The organism is Alcanivorax sp. (genome assembly GCF_002733835.1).
In the GTDB taxonomy this organism is placed as follows: Bacteria; Pseudomonadota; Gammaproteobacteria; order Pseudomonadales; family Alcanivoracaceae; genus Alcanivorax.
The window spans coordinates 34,074-49,527 of record NZ_NVWY01000019.1 but is presented as its reverse complement, the minus strand read 5'-3'; the positions used below and the strand labels follow the sequence as shown (position 1 = coordinate 49,527).

At 56.2% G+C, this 15,454-nt stretch carries 14 protein-coding genes; 6 read left to right on the top strand and 8 right to left on the bottom strand.

The window, feature by feature from the left end; genetic code table 11:
• Positions 1-82: 82 nt before the first annotated feature.
• The 3 genes from COA55_RS10105 to COA55_RS10095 form a co-directional block, all read right to left on the bottom strand.
• A complete protein-coding gene (locus COA55_RS10105; protein WP_290501971.1) occupies positions 83-1,993 on the bottom strand; it encodes a hypothetical protein in 1,911 nt (636 codons plus the stop codon).
• A gap of 171 nt (positions 1,994-2,164) precedes the next feature.
• Positions 2,165-2,872, bottom strand: a complete 708-nt coding sequence (locus tag COA55_RS10100) for a DUF2726 domain-containing protein (RefSeq protein ID WP_290501969.1) — start codon at positions 2,870-2,872, stop codon at positions 2,165-2,167.
• Between the two features lie 266 nt (positions 2,873-3,138).
• Positions 3,139-3,987 (bottom strand): class I SAM-dependent methyltransferase, encoded by an 849-nt coding sequence (locus tag COA55_RS10095; RefSeq protein WP_290501967.1) that lies wholly within the window; start codon positions 3,985-3,987, stop codon positions 3,139-3,141.
• A gap of 245 nt (positions 3,988-4,232) precedes the next feature.
• Here COA55_RS10095 and COA55_RS10090 point away from each other — a divergent pair, with 245 nt between their 5' ends.
• A complete protein-coding gene (locus COA55_RS10090) occupies positions 4,233-4,652 on the top strand; it encodes a CBS domain-containing protein (protein ID WP_290501965.1) in 420 nt (139 codons plus the stop codon).
• 102 nt (positions 4,653-4,754) lie between these two features.
• Here COA55_RS10090 and COA55_RS10085 read toward each other — a convergent pair whose 3' ends face one another.
• Positions 4,755-5,384, bottom strand: coding sequence for a TetR/AcrR family transcriptional regulator (locus COA55_RS10085; protein ID WP_290501963.1), 630 nt, complete (start codon positions 5,382-5,384; stop codon positions 4,755-4,757).
• 130 nt (positions 5,385-5,514) lie between these two features.
• On the opposite strand from COA55_RS10085, the gene COA55_RS10080 reads away from it, so the two are divergent.
• Positions 5,515-6,456 carry a hypothetical protein gene (locus tag COA55_RS10080; RefSeq protein WP_063520441.1) on the top strand — a complete coding sequence of 314 codons (942 nt, stop codon included), beginning with the start codon at positions 5,515-5,517 and terminating at the stop codon, positions 6,454-6,456.
• Positions 6,457-6,524: 68 nt separating this feature from the next.
• Here the strand turns inward: COA55_RS10080 and COA55_RS10075 are convergent, their stop codons facing one another.
• Positions 6,525-7,430: a LysR substrate-binding domain-containing protein gene (locus tag COA55_RS10075; protein WP_290501961.1), complete on the bottom strand. Its 906-nt coding sequence runs from the start codon at positions 7,428-7,430 to the stop codon at positions 6,525-6,527.
• Positions 7,431-7,551: 121 nt separating this feature from the next.
• Here COA55_RS10075 and COA55_RS10070 point away from each other — a divergent pair, with 121 nt between their 5' ends.
• Positions 7,552-8,259, top strand: coding sequence for an NAD(P)H-dependent oxidoreductase (locus COA55_RS10070; protein ID WP_290501959.1), 708 nt, complete (start codon positions 7,552-7,554; stop codon positions 8,257-8,259).
• 86 nt (positions 8,260-8,345) lie between these two features.
• Here the strand turns inward: COA55_RS10070 and COA55_RS10065 are convergent, their stop codons facing one another.
• Positions 8,346-9,410, bottom strand: a complete 1,065-nt coding sequence (locus COA55_RS10065; RefSeq protein ID WP_290501957.1) for an NAD-dependent epimerase/dehydratase family protein — start codon at positions 9,408-9,410, stop codon at positions 8,346-8,348.
• A gap of 107 nt (positions 9,411-9,517) precedes the next feature.
• The gene (locus COA55_RS10060; RefSeq protein WP_290501955.1) at positions 9,518-9,940 is read right to left on the bottom strand and encodes a hypothetical protein; all 423 of its coding nucleotides are present in this window, start codon (positions 9,938-9,940) and stop codon (positions 9,518-9,520) included.
• Positions 9,941-10,709: 769 nt separating this feature from the next.
• On the opposite strand from COA55_RS10060, the gene COA55_RS10055 reads away from it, so the two are divergent.
• The 3 genes from COA55_RS10055 (at position 10,710) to COA55_RS10045 (ending at position 14,072) form a co-directional block, all read left to right on the top strand.
• Positions 10,710-11,828, top strand: a complete 1,119-nt coding sequence (locus COA55_RS10055) for a ferredoxin reductase (RefSeq protein ID WP_290501953.1) — start codon at positions 10,710-10,712, stop codon at positions 11,826-11,828.
• Between the two features lie 10 nt (positions 11,829-11,838).
• Positions 11,839-13,038: an acyl-CoA desaturase gene (locus tag COA55_RS10050; protein ID WP_063520197.1), complete on the top strand. Its 1,200-nt coding sequence runs from the start codon at positions 11,839-11,841 to the stop codon at positions 13,036-13,038.
• 419 nt (positions 13,039-13,457) lie between these two features.
• The gene (locus tag COA55_RS10045) at positions 13,458-14,072 is read left to right on the top strand and encodes a GNAT family N-acetyltransferase (RefSeq protein WP_290501950.1); all 615 of its coding nucleotides are present in this window, start codon (positions 13,458-13,460) and stop codon (positions 14,070-14,072) included.
• 183 nt (positions 14,073-14,255) lie between these two features.
• Here the strand turns inward: COA55_RS10045 and COA55_RS10040 are convergent, their stop codons facing one another.
• On the bottom strand, positions 14,256-15,446 hold the full coding sequence (locus COA55_RS10040) for an ABC transporter substrate-binding protein (protein ID WP_290501948.1): 1,191 nt from the start codon (positions 15,444-15,446) through the stop codon (positions 14,256-14,258).
• Positions 15,447-15,454: the final 8 nt, after the last annotated feature.

Sequence of the window (15,454 nt, the reverse complement as noted above, 5' to 3'; positions counted from 1 at the left end):
TACAATCACCACAGGCCACACAGCTACAACGGCGGAATAGCCCCTGCGGTGGCCGAAGAAAAACCTAAATCACTGTCCGGAATTAGTTGACCACTACAAAAAGCCTTGTCATTTGCAGGTTAACCCTACCAAGTCGAGAGTCAAAGGGGTTTCCTATAAGAGAAAAATCCTCCGAGTATACCGCGTGACTCCCCAAGAGGATTGCTCTAAGAGCCTCATGCTTAGGAAGAACATAGGCCCCTGTTTGCTTATAAATACTATAAGCCTTCCCTGAGTTTGAATAACCATGTTCGAGAAAATGCCTAGTCATTCTTAAAGCATTCCGAATATCGCCTGCAGCCAAAACATCCAAGAGATTTCCTACCTCTGTCCCCAAAACAGAGCTCTGGACCAACTCAACCAAAACAGCGAGATCATCCACAATGACATGACTTCCATTCTCCGCTGTAAAATCCCCCTTATCTCCTTCGACTATATTTCTCGCAAGAAAAAACCTTTTTGAAATTACAGATTCAACTTTTGGAGGCTCAATCAAGATAGGATCAAAGTCGAAGGCATTAAAAGAAGATGAATTTCTATGTTTCACATATGTCGAGCTTCGTATGGATATAACAATATTGACGCCCAGTTTATCGGCCAAACTAATGGACTCTGAAAAAATTCGAGACTGCACCTCCTCACTGAGCTGATCAACATTGTCTACAACCAGATAAACAGGAACACGGCCACCCACATATGAAAGTATCTTTTTCACGTAGGGTTTTTTCTTTTTATAGTCGCTAACCAACAAATCTGAAACAGCATTATTAAACAGATTTTCAGCATTATCCCCTCTCTTAGTTGTCATCCTCAGCGCTTTAATATCTTTTTCATATGCCAAGTCAACACAATTTCCTTGATCGCAAAGCTCTTCACTATCAACGATCATATCCATCAAGGACTCGTAGATAAACTCGGCGGGAGAGCAATCTTCGGTGTATTTGAGAAAATCAACCCGAAGCCACTGAGGATGAAACCCATCAATCTCTTTTTCAAATATATCCCTAGATGAAACATTCCTCGTATAATGTTGAAAAGTTGTTTTCCCTGCACCAACAGTACCAAGAATAACAATCGCCAAAGGCTTAGATTTTTTTTGGGCCTTAAGAAGCACATTCTTAAAGTCTCCCTTTTTTTTCCCGGAAAGAGGCCGAACTGGCGTCTTATTAAATATTTTTTGACTTTTTGAAAGATGCATATTTATCTTTCTATCAAACTTAACTCTATCAGCTGTATTAACATAGCACTTCTCGAAAAGCGCCGGGTCCATCTCTGTAATTGTATCCGAGAATGCGAGGGTAACCGCTTCTTCTATAAGGGGGTAAATTGGGTTTTTATTCTCAGCGGAAAAACCAGATCTCTGAAAGTTCCTAAGCCTCCTTTCCTCAACCTGATCTTCTGTATAGTGGAGCAGACTATTATCAAGACTAGAATTAACTACAGCCTCCCTAGACAACAACCCATAAAAATCAGAATAATCATCAACCAATGCAGACTTCAACGAATTAAAAACAATTGCGGATGACTCATTAAAAGCAACTTGATCGATTCTGTTAGCTGGAAAAACAACCCATTGCTCTCCATTAGTAACCACTGCAAACTGAATACCAAGCTTTCTACAGTAGTCTCTTGCTTGCGTAACAGCTTCTCCCAGCGCTCCTTTTAGATTCGTAGTACTCAACTTCAGCCATCTTGATTTCGGAGAAGATTCAAATGGAATCCCAACCTTCTTTGCCTCTACCACAAAAGCAACATTAGCCGTTCTAATCACATAATCAGAAAACGTTGCACTACCATCTTCAAGAACTCGTTCTTCGACATTCACATCTTCATGAGTCCATTTCAAAACATCAAAAAGGACTTTATCGATAACTTTCAACCTCGTCTCAGCTTCATTAGCCCCATCAATTTGAAGCTGCTTCGAAATACTTACGAGTTCCTCTATAACTTCCATATAAACCCCAATAAATCATTCAGAAATATCGACTGATATCTATCAGCGTATAAACACCCCAAACAACAATTGACACATTTTCTATACCTTTTATCTCTGCCACGAGAAACGGGGTCAGGCATCACATTTCACACCCCGTACCAGAAAGTAAGTATTCGCTTGCCAATTGAGCTACCAACCGCTGACAACGCTTTCCCGAGAGCCATGCCAGAATGCCATGGAGATCCGTGAAATGTGAGGTGTGACCCCGGCCTTTGCGGTGAGAGCCTCTATCGGCTTAACTACTTGTCGCTCGGTCTGCTTGTTTGTCCCTTTCTGCTCACTGACTGTTACTTCAACGCCCTGCCCTTCATGCTGTTCTGGTTTCTCCAGAGACGAGTCGTACTGCACAGAAAAAAGAACCGCCTCTACCTGCTGACGAATATCTGCCACCCCGTACCCCCTGGCAGCCCTGATTCTCAGCAGCGGCAACCCAGCCGATTCACAAGCTCCATCCAGAAAGGCATCGCGCTTCAGCCGTTTGGCTGAACCATGGCTGGCATCCTCCAGTTCAATGGCCAGTTTTACGGCGCAGTCTTGTGGGTCGCAGAGGAGGAAATCGAGGTGTTTGGCGGAAATCTGGTTGAAGGCGCGTTGCCAATTGGCCCGGTTGAGGCCTTTCTGGGGAGCAAGCACATCCGCGACGCGGACTTTGGAGAAGATGAGGGCCTTGTCGCCCACGGCCTGAGCGAGCACGCCGTAGAAGGAGCGTTCGGCTTTGGAAAGCAGATAAGGTTTGCGGCGATAGCCGAAGGTAGGTGCTCCGCCGCCGGCCCGTTTCTGTTGGGCCAGGATCAGCAGAACGCCAATGGCGATAGCCAGTAGAACGCCTAATTCCACAGGCTTATCTCCCGTTTGGCGTTAAACGGGCGCAGTTGTGCTGAATATGGTGATAACCGGACTGGCATCCCTTCCCCTGAGTCACGCTTCAGGCCGTGCCACCCTGGCCAGCCGTTGTTATTGGTATCTTTCTATTTGTGATCCAGTTCCGAATGTACACAATCTTCGGGCGCAAATAAATGAATAAGCTTCAGGGGCTTTGTTTCTGTGTTGGGGGTAAGCGGTAGACGGGAGGGTTCGCCCCTCTAGTGGGGCTCCAACATCTCCTATGCTCGTGCCTTGATCTGCCAGCAGGCGGCGTTAAATTTCACGGTATCGCCGAACACAAAGGGCTCGAAGGCTTCCCTGACCACGGTAATCAGCCGGGCTTGTGTCTTTTCATCCAGGTCCGGGAAAACGCGGCCAAGCGGGCCCAGGCGGGAGAAGTAGCCGACCAGCTCGCTCTCGGGGAAGGTGCACTCGAAATCCAGTGGTTCGATGCGGATGTGATTCCACCCCGCTGAATCCAGAATGCTTTCCACGCGTTTAGCGTCTGCGAAGGCGAACTGCCCGGGGGCGTCCGGGGCTTGCTGGGGCAATGAGACCATGGATTTGGCAGCACGGGCGGCGGCGGTCATGAAGGGGTTTTCTTGCGGAGAGCGCCAGGCAACGAACAGCCCACGGGCATCTCTGGTGGCGGCACGCCTCAGGTTCTGGAAGGCCTTGATGGGATCGTCGAAGAACATGATGCCGAAGCGCGAGACCAGCATGTCGTACTGGCTTTCACCAAAAGCATAGGTCTCTGCATCGCCGCAGATAAACTCTACGCTCACCTTTTCTGCGCCGTTCTTTTTCGCACCCTGCCGCGCCGCCTCGATCATGACCTCGGAAATATCGACGCCGGTTGCCCTCCCCTCACCCCGCCTATAACGGCTGATCGCACGGGTTGTGCCGCCGGTGCCACAGCCGATATCGAGTACGCGCTGTGGCGACTGGCATTCCACCGCCTTGGCCAGCAACCCCTCGATGGGCTTGAACAGGTGATCAATCAGTTGCTGGGATTCCACCCAGTTGCGCCCACCCACGCTTTTCCACAGCGTTGACGGGTTGTCGGGTGTCTCTGTTGAACGGTTCATGCTCACTCTCCGGATGGCGGTGTCTTGATATTAGCGGTTAGCTTGCCACTTCAAGTCGGCTTGAGGTCAAGCAACGTTTTTTTGGAGGGGAGTAAAAAGTTCGCGCCTCAAGTGGCGCTCCTACAAAAGGGAGCCAGCATCGTCTGCGGCAAGTTGGCATGGTTCCCGCAGTAACGTGCCTGGTGGCCGGCGAAAGCGCTGGCCGAACCCTTTGTGGTCCCGGACCAGAGCAAGAGGTAAGCCCCATGGATTCTGTATCCATCAAAGACCTGATGAGCACCCGTTTTGCGACGATTCACCCGGAGATGCCGGTGGTGGAAGCCTCCAGCAACCTGATCAAGCTGGACATGCTGGGCAGCCCGGTCACCGATGACGCCGGTACGCTGGTGGGCTGGATCAGTGAGCGCGAATGCCTGCAGGCGGCGCTGCAAGTGGTGTATCACAACCAGCGCGTGGCTACGGTTAAGGACGTGATGCAAAGCGAAGTGCTGACAGTATCGCTCACTGATGACGTGCTGAGCCTGGCCCAGCAGATGCTGGCCGCCAAGCCCAAGATCTACCCGGTGGTGGATGCCGCCAACAAGGTGGTGGGCGTGATCAGCCGCCGCCACATACTCAATATGCTGGACCAGAAGCTGGCCGAGCTGTGCCAAAAGGCGAGCTAGCCTGCCGCAGCTCCATGGCAGGGAGTTGCGCGCTTTTGGTGCTCAAAACACGCGCATGCGTGTCTTGTTTTGGTGCGCATGCGACAGGTAATGCTCAACGCTTCACGGCGAATCAAGGCCGGCATCACGCCGGCTGCCTTCGATCATGTGGCGGGCCATGGTCGCCAGCCCCTGGGACAGTTCGTCGAAGCTCACCATGGGGTCGTCATGGCTCAGCTGATGGACCAGGGCCGCAATGCCGCCGTGGGTCATGATGTAGTTCATCACCGGCAGGTTGGGCAGGTGGATGTATTCCGGGTTCCGGGACAGGTATTGCATGGACAGCGTGCCCAGCACTTGCCGCAGCGGTGCCACATGTTGCTGCGGTAAATGCTGGCTGAGCAGAGCCGCACAGTGCAGGTAGCGCTTGTTGTTGCGGCTTAGCAGCTCGCGGAGATGCTGCAGGATATGCAGGATGCCTTCGTCCGGTTTTTTCCGAATAACCTCGGGGGTGACCTCCTTGAGCATGACCACCACGTCGTCGGAGAAACGGGCGTACATGGCATCCAGAATTTCCTCCTTGTTGCTGAAGTATTCGTAGAGTGTGCCCACACTAACCCCAGCAATATCAGCCACTTTAGTGGTTGTGAGTGCCTCACGCCCTTCCCGGGAAATAAAGATAAACCCCGCCTCAACAATCGCTTCGACCGTCTTCTTCGAGCGTTCCTGCTTGGGCTTACGCGTCTTGTCCATAACCGAATTGAACCCGAATAAATATTCGAATTACTGTGGTGCTGATTCTGGAAGCTGTCAACCACCGGGCAGACGTGAGGCATGCAGCCCACGACAGACACAATCCGCTGTCACTGCAGGAGTGAACACCATGGCAACCGTCGACCTGGACCAGATGCTGGTAAAGATCCGCAACACCCAATGGGCGCTCACGGACATTGACTGGGAGGCACCAGGGGCGGAACTGATTACCGAGGAACAGTGGCCCAGGCTGCGTGATTTCATGGCGGACCTGGTGTGGATTGAGCACATCGGCGGGCGAGGCTTTGCCGCCATGGCGAAAAGCGCCCCCACGGATACGCTACGGCAGATCTATACCTATTTTTATGCCGAAGAACAGCGCCATGCCAACGCGGAAGTGGCGCTGATGAAGCGCTGGGGCATGCTCGACGCCGACGGCAACATGCCGCCACCGAACAACAATATCCGCCTGGTAGTGGACTGGATGGAGCGCTATGCGGATGACCTGGATTACCGGATTCTGGGGACCATCACTCCGGCTCTTGAGGTGGCGCTGGATGGCGCCCTGTGCAAGTTCCTGCTCGATACCGTGAAGGACCCGGTATGCCATGAGGCGTTCGCGAAGATCAACGATGACGAATCGCGCCACCTTGGCGTGGGCTTTGCCGTCATGGAACAGTACGGGCAGAGCAAGGTGGGCAGCAGGATCAATATGTCGCTGATGCGCACCATGGGCCGCTTGCTCAAGCCACAGATCATTCTGGGCGCGGCGGTACACTTTCCCTTGCTCAACAAGATGCGTGATAACGTGGTGCTCGCCGGGCTGCCGGAAGAAAAGCTTTACCAGGCTACCGCCAAGTTCGAGAAAATCGGTGGCCGCACCGAAGCGGGCCGCAGCAATCTGTTGTTCCGCCTGATCAGCACCCACATGAAAATCATGGCGGACCGTAACAACAAGTATTACCACGTACCGGTGGACCTGATGGTGCGGGCTACCGACAGAATCCCCCGCTGGGCCTTGCCGAAAAAACCCAGCTGGGTGGGTGACGTTACCTGGAAGCCGACGGATTAGCCGGACGGCCCTTCGTCGTTTCCCCTATGCGGTAGCGCTGCTAACCGCGATCAACAAACATTAGCCGCCTACCCTGCCGCCGGGCACAAGCCCCCCGGCACCCCCATCACCCAATCCCGAATTGCTTTAATCACCGGGTCATCCCGCCGATTTTCCGGGTACACCAGATAGAACGGTTTGCCTTCCAGTTCCGGCCCGAAGGGCTGAACCAACCGCCCTTCAGCCAGTTCATCGGCAATCAGGGTTTGGCTCATCAGGGCCACGCCCTGCCCGCCGATGGCGGCGGAAATAGCGTGGGTTTCGTCGGAAAATACCAGCCCGGCACTGACATCCAGCCCCGCCACCTGGGCCCGTTTTTGCCAACCGGCCCAGTCCATGGGAGCCGCCAAGGCGCCTTGTGGGCGGAAGTGAATCAGTGGGTGGTCGGTTAAGTCCGCCACGTCGTCCAGTTTCAGATAAGGGCTGCAAGCCGGAATAAAAGTGTTATCGAACAGCTTCTCCGCCACCAGCCCCGGCCAGTCGCCATCGCCATAACGGATTGCCAGGTCGGCGGTGACCCCATCCAGGGCAACCGGTTCATGAGAAGCATGGATGCGCAGGTCTATTTCCGGGTGCGCATCCCGCAGCATGCAGACCCACGACAACAGCCAGCGCACGGCCACCGCTGGCGTGGTGGAAAGCGTTGCTGCCAGGCGGGTCGGCGCCACGTTCAAGCGATCCACCGCTTCAGCAATGCTGTCGAAGGCCGTCTCCAGTGACAGAAACAGTTCCCGGCCCTGCGGTGTCAGCAACAATTGCCGGGGCTTGCGCACGAACAGTGCCACCCCAAGCGATTCCTCAAGGCCCCGAATATGGTGGCTGATGGCCGTGGCCGTCACAGACAGCTCACTGGCGGCCTGTTTGGCACTTTCATGGCGGGCGGCGGCTTCAAAAGCACGCAAGGCAGAAAGAGACGGTAACCGGCGAGGGCTCATAACTGAATTAGACTCATCCATTAATGAAAATAATGATCGTTTGTGGCGCCTTATTGCCCGCCACTAGGCTTGTCTTGTGCTTAACGATGAATGAGTTCAACTCACAAAACAAGGAGCCACCATGACACACCTTCTGCAACTGGATGCCAGCGCCCGCCCCGGCCTTGCCGGTCAAGACGCCCACGGCTCCATCAGCCGCCGCCTGACGCAACGCTTTATCAGCCGCTGGCAAGCGGCCTCGGCGAACATCGCCGTCACCCAGCGAGATCTGGGCGCTACCCCTCCAGCCATTATCGACCAACCCTGGATCGAAGCGGCCTTTACGCCAGCCGCCCATCAGCAGCCCTGGATGGCAGACGTGCTGACCGAAAGCGATCAGTTGATTGATGAACTGATTGCGGCCGATGTGCTGGTCATCGGCGCACCGCTTTATAACTTCGGGATGCCCGCTGCGCTGAAGGCATGGGTGGACCAGATCGTGCGCATGGGCCGCACGGTGGACTATGACGAAACCCGGCCGGAGGATCCGTTCACCCCGCTGCTGGCGGATCGCCGTCGCCACGCGGTCATCCTGTCGTCACGGGGTGGCGCCGGCTTCAATCCCGGCGGCGATCTGGCCCACCTGAATCATCTGGAACCGGGCCTCACTACCGTGCTGCAGTTTATCGGCATTACCCGCATTCACTACGTTGCCGTTGAACATCAGGAAGAAGGCGGGGAACGATTGGCCGCGTCGATTCGCCAGGCCGAGCAGGAGGTGGATGCCTTGGTGGAGCAGTTGCAGAGCGCTACCAGCGAAACGCCGCAAGCGGATTACGCACTGGGCTGATTTAAGCATCGGAGGGAAGAATACCTGCATGACGAAAGCCCGCGCCAGGGATGGCAGGCCATTCGTCATGCAAGCGGGTCCGTGGTTTAACGCCGCCGCACCAGCCCGTCTTCCAACACCTGCTCGAAGTGGTCTTTGAGGGTCTCGCTGGCTGCACGGTAGTTCACACCCAGCGCTTTGCTGCGAGTGTTGTCGAAGTGCAATGGATACCCCACGTTGCGGCTGATGAACTTGCGGGTCACCGGGCCCATGAACGGGCCGACCGCCCATACCACCGGCTTGGGCACCTTCATCATCGGGAAGGGATACTGGCGACCGAATTGCTTGCGCAGAATGGCGGCGATATCCAGCATGGAAACGGATTCGCTGACCAGGATATAGCGGCCTTCTGCGCTTTGATTAAACGCGCCCAGCAGATGTGCCTGGGCCACTTCACGCACATCCACCATGCCGTATTGCAGGTCCGGCACACCGGTACGCAGCTTGCCGCGCCCCATGTCCAGCAGGGTGCCGATACTGGCGGAGTGGCTGGCGTTGGTGAGTGACGGCCCATACACCATGCCCGGGTTGATGGTGACCAGATCCCAGCGGCTGGCTGCATCACCGCTCTGGGCATCATGAATTTTCCAGGCTTCGCGCTCGGCTGCCACCTTGGAATATTGATACGGGTTGTGGTCGACGCTGCTGGTAGTGTTCCAGTCCGCTTCGGTGAAAGCGCTCTTGCCTTTCATCTCGGTGGCATCACCGTACACCGAGGCCACACTGCTGGTGAGCACCACACGCTTGAGGGTGTCACAACGGTTGGCGGCATTGAGCACATTGCGGGTGCCTTCCACGGCCGGGCGCACCAGGGCCTCGTTGGCATCGGTGAAGCCATCCAGCACGAACGGCGAGGCGGTGTGCATGAGGATGTCGCAACCCTGCATGGGCGCATCAAAACTGTCCGCATCCAGCAAATCCGCTTTGAACAGTTTCAGGGTGCCGGGCGCCGATTCGGCAAGACGCTTCAGGTGATCCACGCTTTTGGCCTTGTCGGGGTTGCGCACAGTGGCGTGCACAGTGTGGCCGGCTTCCAGCAGGAGTTTAACGATCCAGCTGGCGATATAGCCCGAGGCGCCGGTAATCATCACGGTATGGGTGTTACTGGGCATGCTTGGCTCCCGCCATGAAAAAGAGGGCTAACGCTATCACGATGTGGGGACAGAACGTCCAGGGCTGTTCGAGCCATTTGCTTTCCATGGCCGGTGGTGCGCCCGGATCACGCATTCCACCGCCACCGGTTGAACTGCATCCAGGCTGCCAACCCCAGCCCCCAGGCAGCGTTCACAATCAAACCTCCCACGACCTTGGTGGCATTCACGTCCAGCCCTTTCATGGGGAAGACCAGCAGCATCGCCACCAGGGTCGGGCCGATGGCACCGATGACGATGGCGCTGAGCCAGAACTCCATGCCCTGCCAGCGGCGAATGATCCACCACACCGGCAAGCCCCACACACCACCCCAGAAGGCCAGGGACATCACTTGTGGCACACCCAGTGGTGGCACCGGGGTCATGTTCCATGGAAAGGCAGGAATAAGACCGCCCAGCCAGAACAGGGCCAGCACGCCCTGATGGAACAGCAAAGTGGCGATAAAACCAGCGGTGAAGGCCTGCAGCCATTGTTGCTTCGGGTTAGCCATGGAATCTCCGTCGGGTTGTGCTATCGAGTAAGCGGCGGTGTAAGCAACTAGCATATCCCATAACAGAAAAACGTGAGGGCTGAATCTAGCCGCCATCAATGGCCCACAGGATGAAAAGCGCCCTTATCCCGGACAATAAAAACCCCGGGCAAGGCCGGGGTAAACGAGGAACCAGCAGCAGTATTCGGTTTCACTGTGTTCAGCGTCAGGCAAGGTGCAAATGCATCCTTGATCACCGTTAGTGAACACCACCCCTGCCAGATAAGAATGAATACGCAGGATTTATTTCAGCAATTCTACGTAGCAGGTGATTAAATTATCACCACATCCCCCACCTGCGTCTGTAAGCCTTCTCTTACTTTCCCATAGGAACTTAACCATTCCGTCCTGTTTTCGGCCTCAACGCCCAGGCACACAGGCACGTCACCAGTGAAACCTAGCACCGCTAATCAAGAAAGGCTGGACAGCATGGCAGCAGTAGTTTTACGCTAAAGTCCAATGTGAACACATGTTCATTAACGCAGCGTAAGCAGTGTTTTTCTGCACAGGGTTTGCGTACAGATTCGGTTAAGGCCATTGGCCTGCGGACTTGATAGAGGAGGATACTCAAACGCTCCGGGATGCGGTTTTGCCGGTAGCGATATGGACAAGAACGGACTGTGACGGCCAGCCCCAGCGGCACTGTTCACCCCATGCCCCCGCTTGCAACACCACCTGCAATGCCGGGTTAGCGACAACCTCGAATAATGACAACGAAAGAGGAACTGTTATGCGTCAACCCACCCAGCCAGAGCCAGGTGCATCATCGTCCATCTGGTCTCGACTGAGTACCATCACCGATTATTTTGCCTGGCCACTGCGCACCTCCCATTACCTGGAACTGGTGAACCCGTTGTGGACCACCCACAAGCTGCAGGCCCGAGTAGTCAAAGTGTGGGATGAAACCAAAGACGCACGCACGCTCACCCTGCGGCCCGGCCTGAACTGGCGCGGGCACCGGGCTGGCCAGCATGTGCGAGTGGGCATCCCTGCCGATGGCAAGCATTACACCCGCACCTACACCATTTCCTCGCCCCCCGAGCGCGAAGACGATTGCTTCACGATCACGGTTAAAGCCATCGACAAGGGGACTATCTCCCACCACATCGTGCGCAATATCAAGGTGGGCGACTACCTGCCCATCGGCCTGCCCCAGGGGGATTTCTACCTGCCCGATGCACAGCCGATCCAGCCGTTGTTCATTACCGCCGGCAGCGGTATTACCCCCGCGTTCAGCATGATCAACAGCCTGATTGCCCAGGGGCGCCTACCCGATACTCACCATGTCCACTATGCGCCCCACGAGTTTGATGTGGTGCTGGGCAAGGAATTGAAGGCGATGGATCGCTACAACGATCGCTATCACCTGCATCTGATTTACAGCCGCGAAGGCGAGGACCCGAGCCGTAACCGTTTTTCTGCAGCACAGCTGGATGCGCTCTGCCCGGACTGGAAAGACCGGGATGTGTACGCCTGCGGCCCACCTTCGCTGCTGGAAGCGATCGAGCAATGCATGGAAGAAGCCGGCTGTATTCGCCGACTGCATGTGGAGCGATTCCGTGCGCCCTTTACCGAGGTGCCCGCCGATGCGGTGGGTGGCCGGGTGCGCTTCGCCCAGAGCGATGTGGAAACCGACGGCGACAGCGACACGCCGCTGCTGAAAGTGGCCGAGGCGGCCGGAATGAACCCGCCCCACGGCTGTCGCATGGGCATCTGCCATACCTGCAACACCACGCTGGTGTCCGGCTGTGTGCGTGACCTGCGCACCGGCGAGGTACTGAACGAGGCAGGCAGCATTGTACAAACCTGCATCTGCGCCGCCGCCGGCGACTGCGAACTGGATTTGTGAGGGAAGAATAATGAAAACCCATCAATACCCGGTCGACCTGACCGACGAACAGATCGAAGAATTCGGCAACGAGCTGGAAGCCATTCGCAACGAGGTATTTGATTCCCGGGGCGACCGGGATCGCGCCTATATCCTCAAGGTGATCAAGACCCAGCGCACCATGGCGGTGAGCTCCCGCTTTGTGATTTACCTGTCGCTGTTTTTCATTCCCGCCTGGGGGCACGCGCTGGCAACCTGGCCGGTGGCACTCACCCTCATGGGCCTGGGCGTGTTCGCGCTCGGCATCGCCAAGATTCTGGAAAACATGGAAATCGCCCACAACGTGCTACACGCCCAGTGGGACTGGATGAAAGACCCGGAAATCCAGTCCAACACCTGGGAATGGGACACCATGAGCCCGTCGGACCGCTGGATGCATTCCCACAATGTGGTGCACCACACCTGGACCAATGTGCTGGAAAAAGACCTGGATGTGGGCTACGGCATCATGCGGGTAACGCCCATGCAGAAGTGGAAGCCGGCATTTCTGCTGCAGCCAATTTATTTCATTCTGCTGATGCTGCTGTTCGAGGAAGGCGTGGCCGTTCATGAACAGGCCATTGATGACCACCTGAAAGGCAAGAACAAGCTGAAGGATTTCACGCCGCTGTTAAAACGTATCGGCTACAAGGTATGGCGTCAGGTGGCCAAGGATTACATCGCCTGGCCGCTGGCGGCGGCGCTGGTGGCGATCCCGATTTCCTTCTATGTGCCCTTCTCGCCCCTGCTGGTGTTCGGCATGGTGGCCGGCGCCAATGCGGTGGCCAACCTGATCCGCAACATCTGGGCATTCACCATTATCTTCTGCGGGCACTTCCCTGCCGGGGCCCACAACTTCACCCTGGAGCAGGTAGAAGGTGAAACCCGTGGTCGCTGGTATCTGCGCCAGATGCTGGGTTCCTGCAACATCGAGGGCGGCAAGCTGTTCCATATCCTGTCCGGTAACCTGTCGCACCAGATCGAACATCACCTGTTCCCGGACATGTGCAGCAACCGCTACAAGGAAGTGGCCCCACGGGTGCGAGCGCTGGCAGACCGTTACGGCATTCCGTACAACAGCGCTTCCCTGTTCCGACAGTTTGGCACCACCTGGCTGAACAACCTGCGGCTGGCCTTTCCCGGCGGCGGTGAACCCTACGAAGGGAGCCAAAGCCAGGCCTCGCATTCCTGAACGTAGCCCCGCCTGGCCCGGTGCACGCAGCTGGCTGCACCGGTCCAGTGCTTTGGTTAACTGCGGATTAGAGTGAATAGCTCACAGGTTGCCACGCTCTCCATGCCTGATGCCTGATGCCTGATGCCTGATGCCTGATGCCGCATATAGTCTGCGAGGTTATCGCTATGTCACTACGTCTTTTGAGGAATGCTCAGGGGGCGATTATTCATGGAATGACGGGGTCATTCACTTTACGAACATGGCATGGAAACTTCGTTTTCCGATTTTGACTAAGCGTCAGCGGTCGGGCATCCGGCGTCCAGCATTGCCAATGTCGGGATAATGAGAGCCACCCTGAAACCGGCTCATCACTCAATTCCGCGATGAACCTGCTTTTTCCGGTATGCTCCTCCATGACGCTGCCGGATACTCCTTAAATGACAACATCCCAACCGCCCCTCAACGACATCGCCCACATGTTCAGCCGGGCCTTTTTCCATGACCCTCTGTTTGCCTACTTTTTCCCGAACGCAACGCAACGTGAAGCGCTGGCGTACCCTACCTTCCGGTTTCTGGTTGCCCACGCCTGTCAAAACGGTCAGGTGCACACCACACCACAACCACAGGATGGCGCCGCTGTCTGGCTGCCATCGTCCGCCCTGCGACACAGTGTGGCCGATATGCTGCGCTTCGGCGCGGTGCGCGCCCTGATAAAGCAAGGCCCGGGCGCGATAAAACGCCAGATGCAGGCAGGCGATGCCATGCAGGCAGTACACCACCGTGTTCTCAGCGCGCCTCATGCGTACCTGCTGCTACTCGGTATCGATCCATCGCAACAGGGGCGCGGGCTGTCGACGCCGCTGCTACAACCCTCGCTGGATCGGCTCGATGAGCAAGGACTGCCCTGCTACCTGGATACCCACAACCCGAACAATGTGTCCCTTTATCAACGGTTCGGTTTTGAGGTGGTGCATGAAGATGACATCCCCGGGACCCCGGTACGACACTGGGCCATGCTGCGGCAGAGCAAACAGCCTCGTCACTCAGCCTAAAGTTCAGAGTGGATTACCAAAATGCAGCGCGGCTGTTTAACGGAAAAGTGATGAACCGGGAGGGTTGTCAGTGGCGGGCGCGCTCAGAACGCAGAGAGAAAAGTCGTAGAAAAAAACAGGATAAAAACTGAAAACCACCGCCCCTTGCGGGCCGGTGGTTGTCTCTGTTGCATCTATTGCGGCTTATTCCATTTCAGCAACGGGCCGCCAGATGCCATCCTTCACCTGAGACAGGATGATCCCGCTGCCGGCGCGGTGATTGGTCTCGCTCATCTGGGTATCGACACCGGTCACCTTGTCGGTGAACTTGAGCGACTCCATGGCATCCAGGAAGGATTCGGTGGTCAGGTCCGGGCCTGCATCGCGCAGGGCGTTGATCATGACCATGGCGCCAACGCGCCCCAGGACAGCACCACCACTGGGCAGCTCGCCGTATGTTTCCTTGTACTCATCCGCCCAGGCCTGGGTTTCCGGCACATGCTGCATGCGGCTGACGATATCTTCCCAGGACGCTACGCCATACAACCCCTCGGTGACGCCACCCGGTGCAGCGGCAACGGCGGAATGGAAACCCGCCTGGGAGACGATGAACTTGGCATCATCCCAGCCCATCTGCTTGGCCGTGGCCACCACAGTGATGATCGGGCGCACCGGCAGCGCCACTGCCACCAGCTCACAGCCCGCATCGCGCAGACGCGCCAGGGTGCCGGTGAAATCACTTTCGTCAGGACGATGGGAGGAGCTTTCCAGCAGATTCAGGGCATCATTGTTGGCAGCCGCGTCGGTGGCGGCCTGGTTCACTTCCTCACCAAAGTCGGAGGGGATATACATCACGCACAGGTTTTCGATGCCATCGGTTTCCACCAGCTTGTTCACACCTTTAAGAACACCGTCGTAATAGCTGGGGCCGAACACGTAGCGATAGCGGAAGTCGCCCTGCTCTTCCATGGGCTTGGAAAGCGCCAGGGGAAGAATGCTGGGCACGTTGTTACGGTCCATGATCGGGAATGCTGCCAGGTTGTGGGGCGTCCCCAGGCTCATGACCATGGCGAAGACTTCATCGCGGCTGACCAGCTTGTTCACCGCTTGCGTTGCCTTGGGAACCTGATAGGCATGGTCTTCGACGATATAACGAATCTTGCGGCCATGAATGCCGCCCTGCTCGTTCACTTCTTCGAACATGTCGTTGGCCACCTGCACCGCCGGCGACGAGAAGGCGGCGAACACGCCAGACAGGTCATGCATGCCCCCCAGGCGAATTTCGGTGTCGGTGACGCCACGCACGGGCTCGGCCGCGGCACTTTCTTCATCCTTGTTGTCACTGCAGCCCACAAGGGCTATGGCGGCCAGGGCCGTCAGACAGAGTTTCTTCATGATGCACT

Bases quoted from the DNA above. Each gene is read 5' to 3' on its own strand.
- COA55_RS10105 (WP_290501971.1), bottom strand. From the start codon at position 1,993: ATGGAAGTTATAGAGGAACTCGTAAGTATTTCGAAGCAGCTTCAAATT.
- COA55_RS10095 (WP_290501967.1), bottom strand. From the start codon at position 3,987: ATGAACCGTTCAACAGAGACACCCGACAACCCGTCAACGCTGTGGAAA.
- COA55_RS10090 (WP_290501965.1), top strand. From the start codon at position 4,233: ATGGATTCTGTATCCATCAAAGACCTGATGAGCACCCGTTTTGCGACG.
- COA55_RS10085 (WP_290501963.1), bottom strand. From the start codon at position 5,384: ATGGACAAGACGCGTAAGCCCAAGCAGGAACGCTCGAAGAAGACGGTC.
- COA55_RS10080 (WP_063520441.1), top strand. From the start codon at position 5,515: ATGGCAACCGTCGACCTGGACCAGATGCTGGTAAAGATCCGCAACACC.
- COA55_RS10075 (WP_290501961.1), bottom strand. From the start codon at position 7,430: ATGAGCCCTCGCCGGTTACCGTCTCTTTCTGCCTTGCGTGCTTTTGAA.
- COA55_RS10070 (WP_290501959.1), top strand. From the start codon at position 7,552: ATGACACACCTTCTGCAACTGGATGCCAGCGCCCGCCCCGGCCTTGCC.
- COA55_RS10065 (WP_290501957.1), bottom strand. From the start codon at position 9,410: ATGCCCAGTAACACCCATACCGTGATGATTACCGGCGCCTCGGGCTAT.
- COA55_RS10060 (WP_290501955.1), bottom strand. From the start codon at position 9,940: ATGGCTAACCCGAAGCAACAATGGCTGCAGGCCTTCACCGCTGGTTTT.
- COA55_RS10055 (WP_290501953.1), top strand. From the start codon at position 10,710: ATGCGTCAACCCACCCAGCCAGAGCCAGGTGCATCATCGTCCATCTGG.
- COA55_RS10050 (WP_063520197.1), top strand. From the start codon at position 11,839: ATGAAAACCCATCAATACCCGGTCGACCTGACCGACGAACAGATCGAA.
- COA55_RS10045 (WP_290501950.1), top strand. From the start codon at position 13,458: ATGACAACATCCCAACCGCCCCTCAACGACATCGCCCACATGTTCAGC.
- COA55_RS10040 (WP_290501948.1), bottom strand. From the start codon at position 15,446: ATGAAGAAACTCTGTCTGACGGCCCTGGCCGCCATAGCCCTTGTGGGC.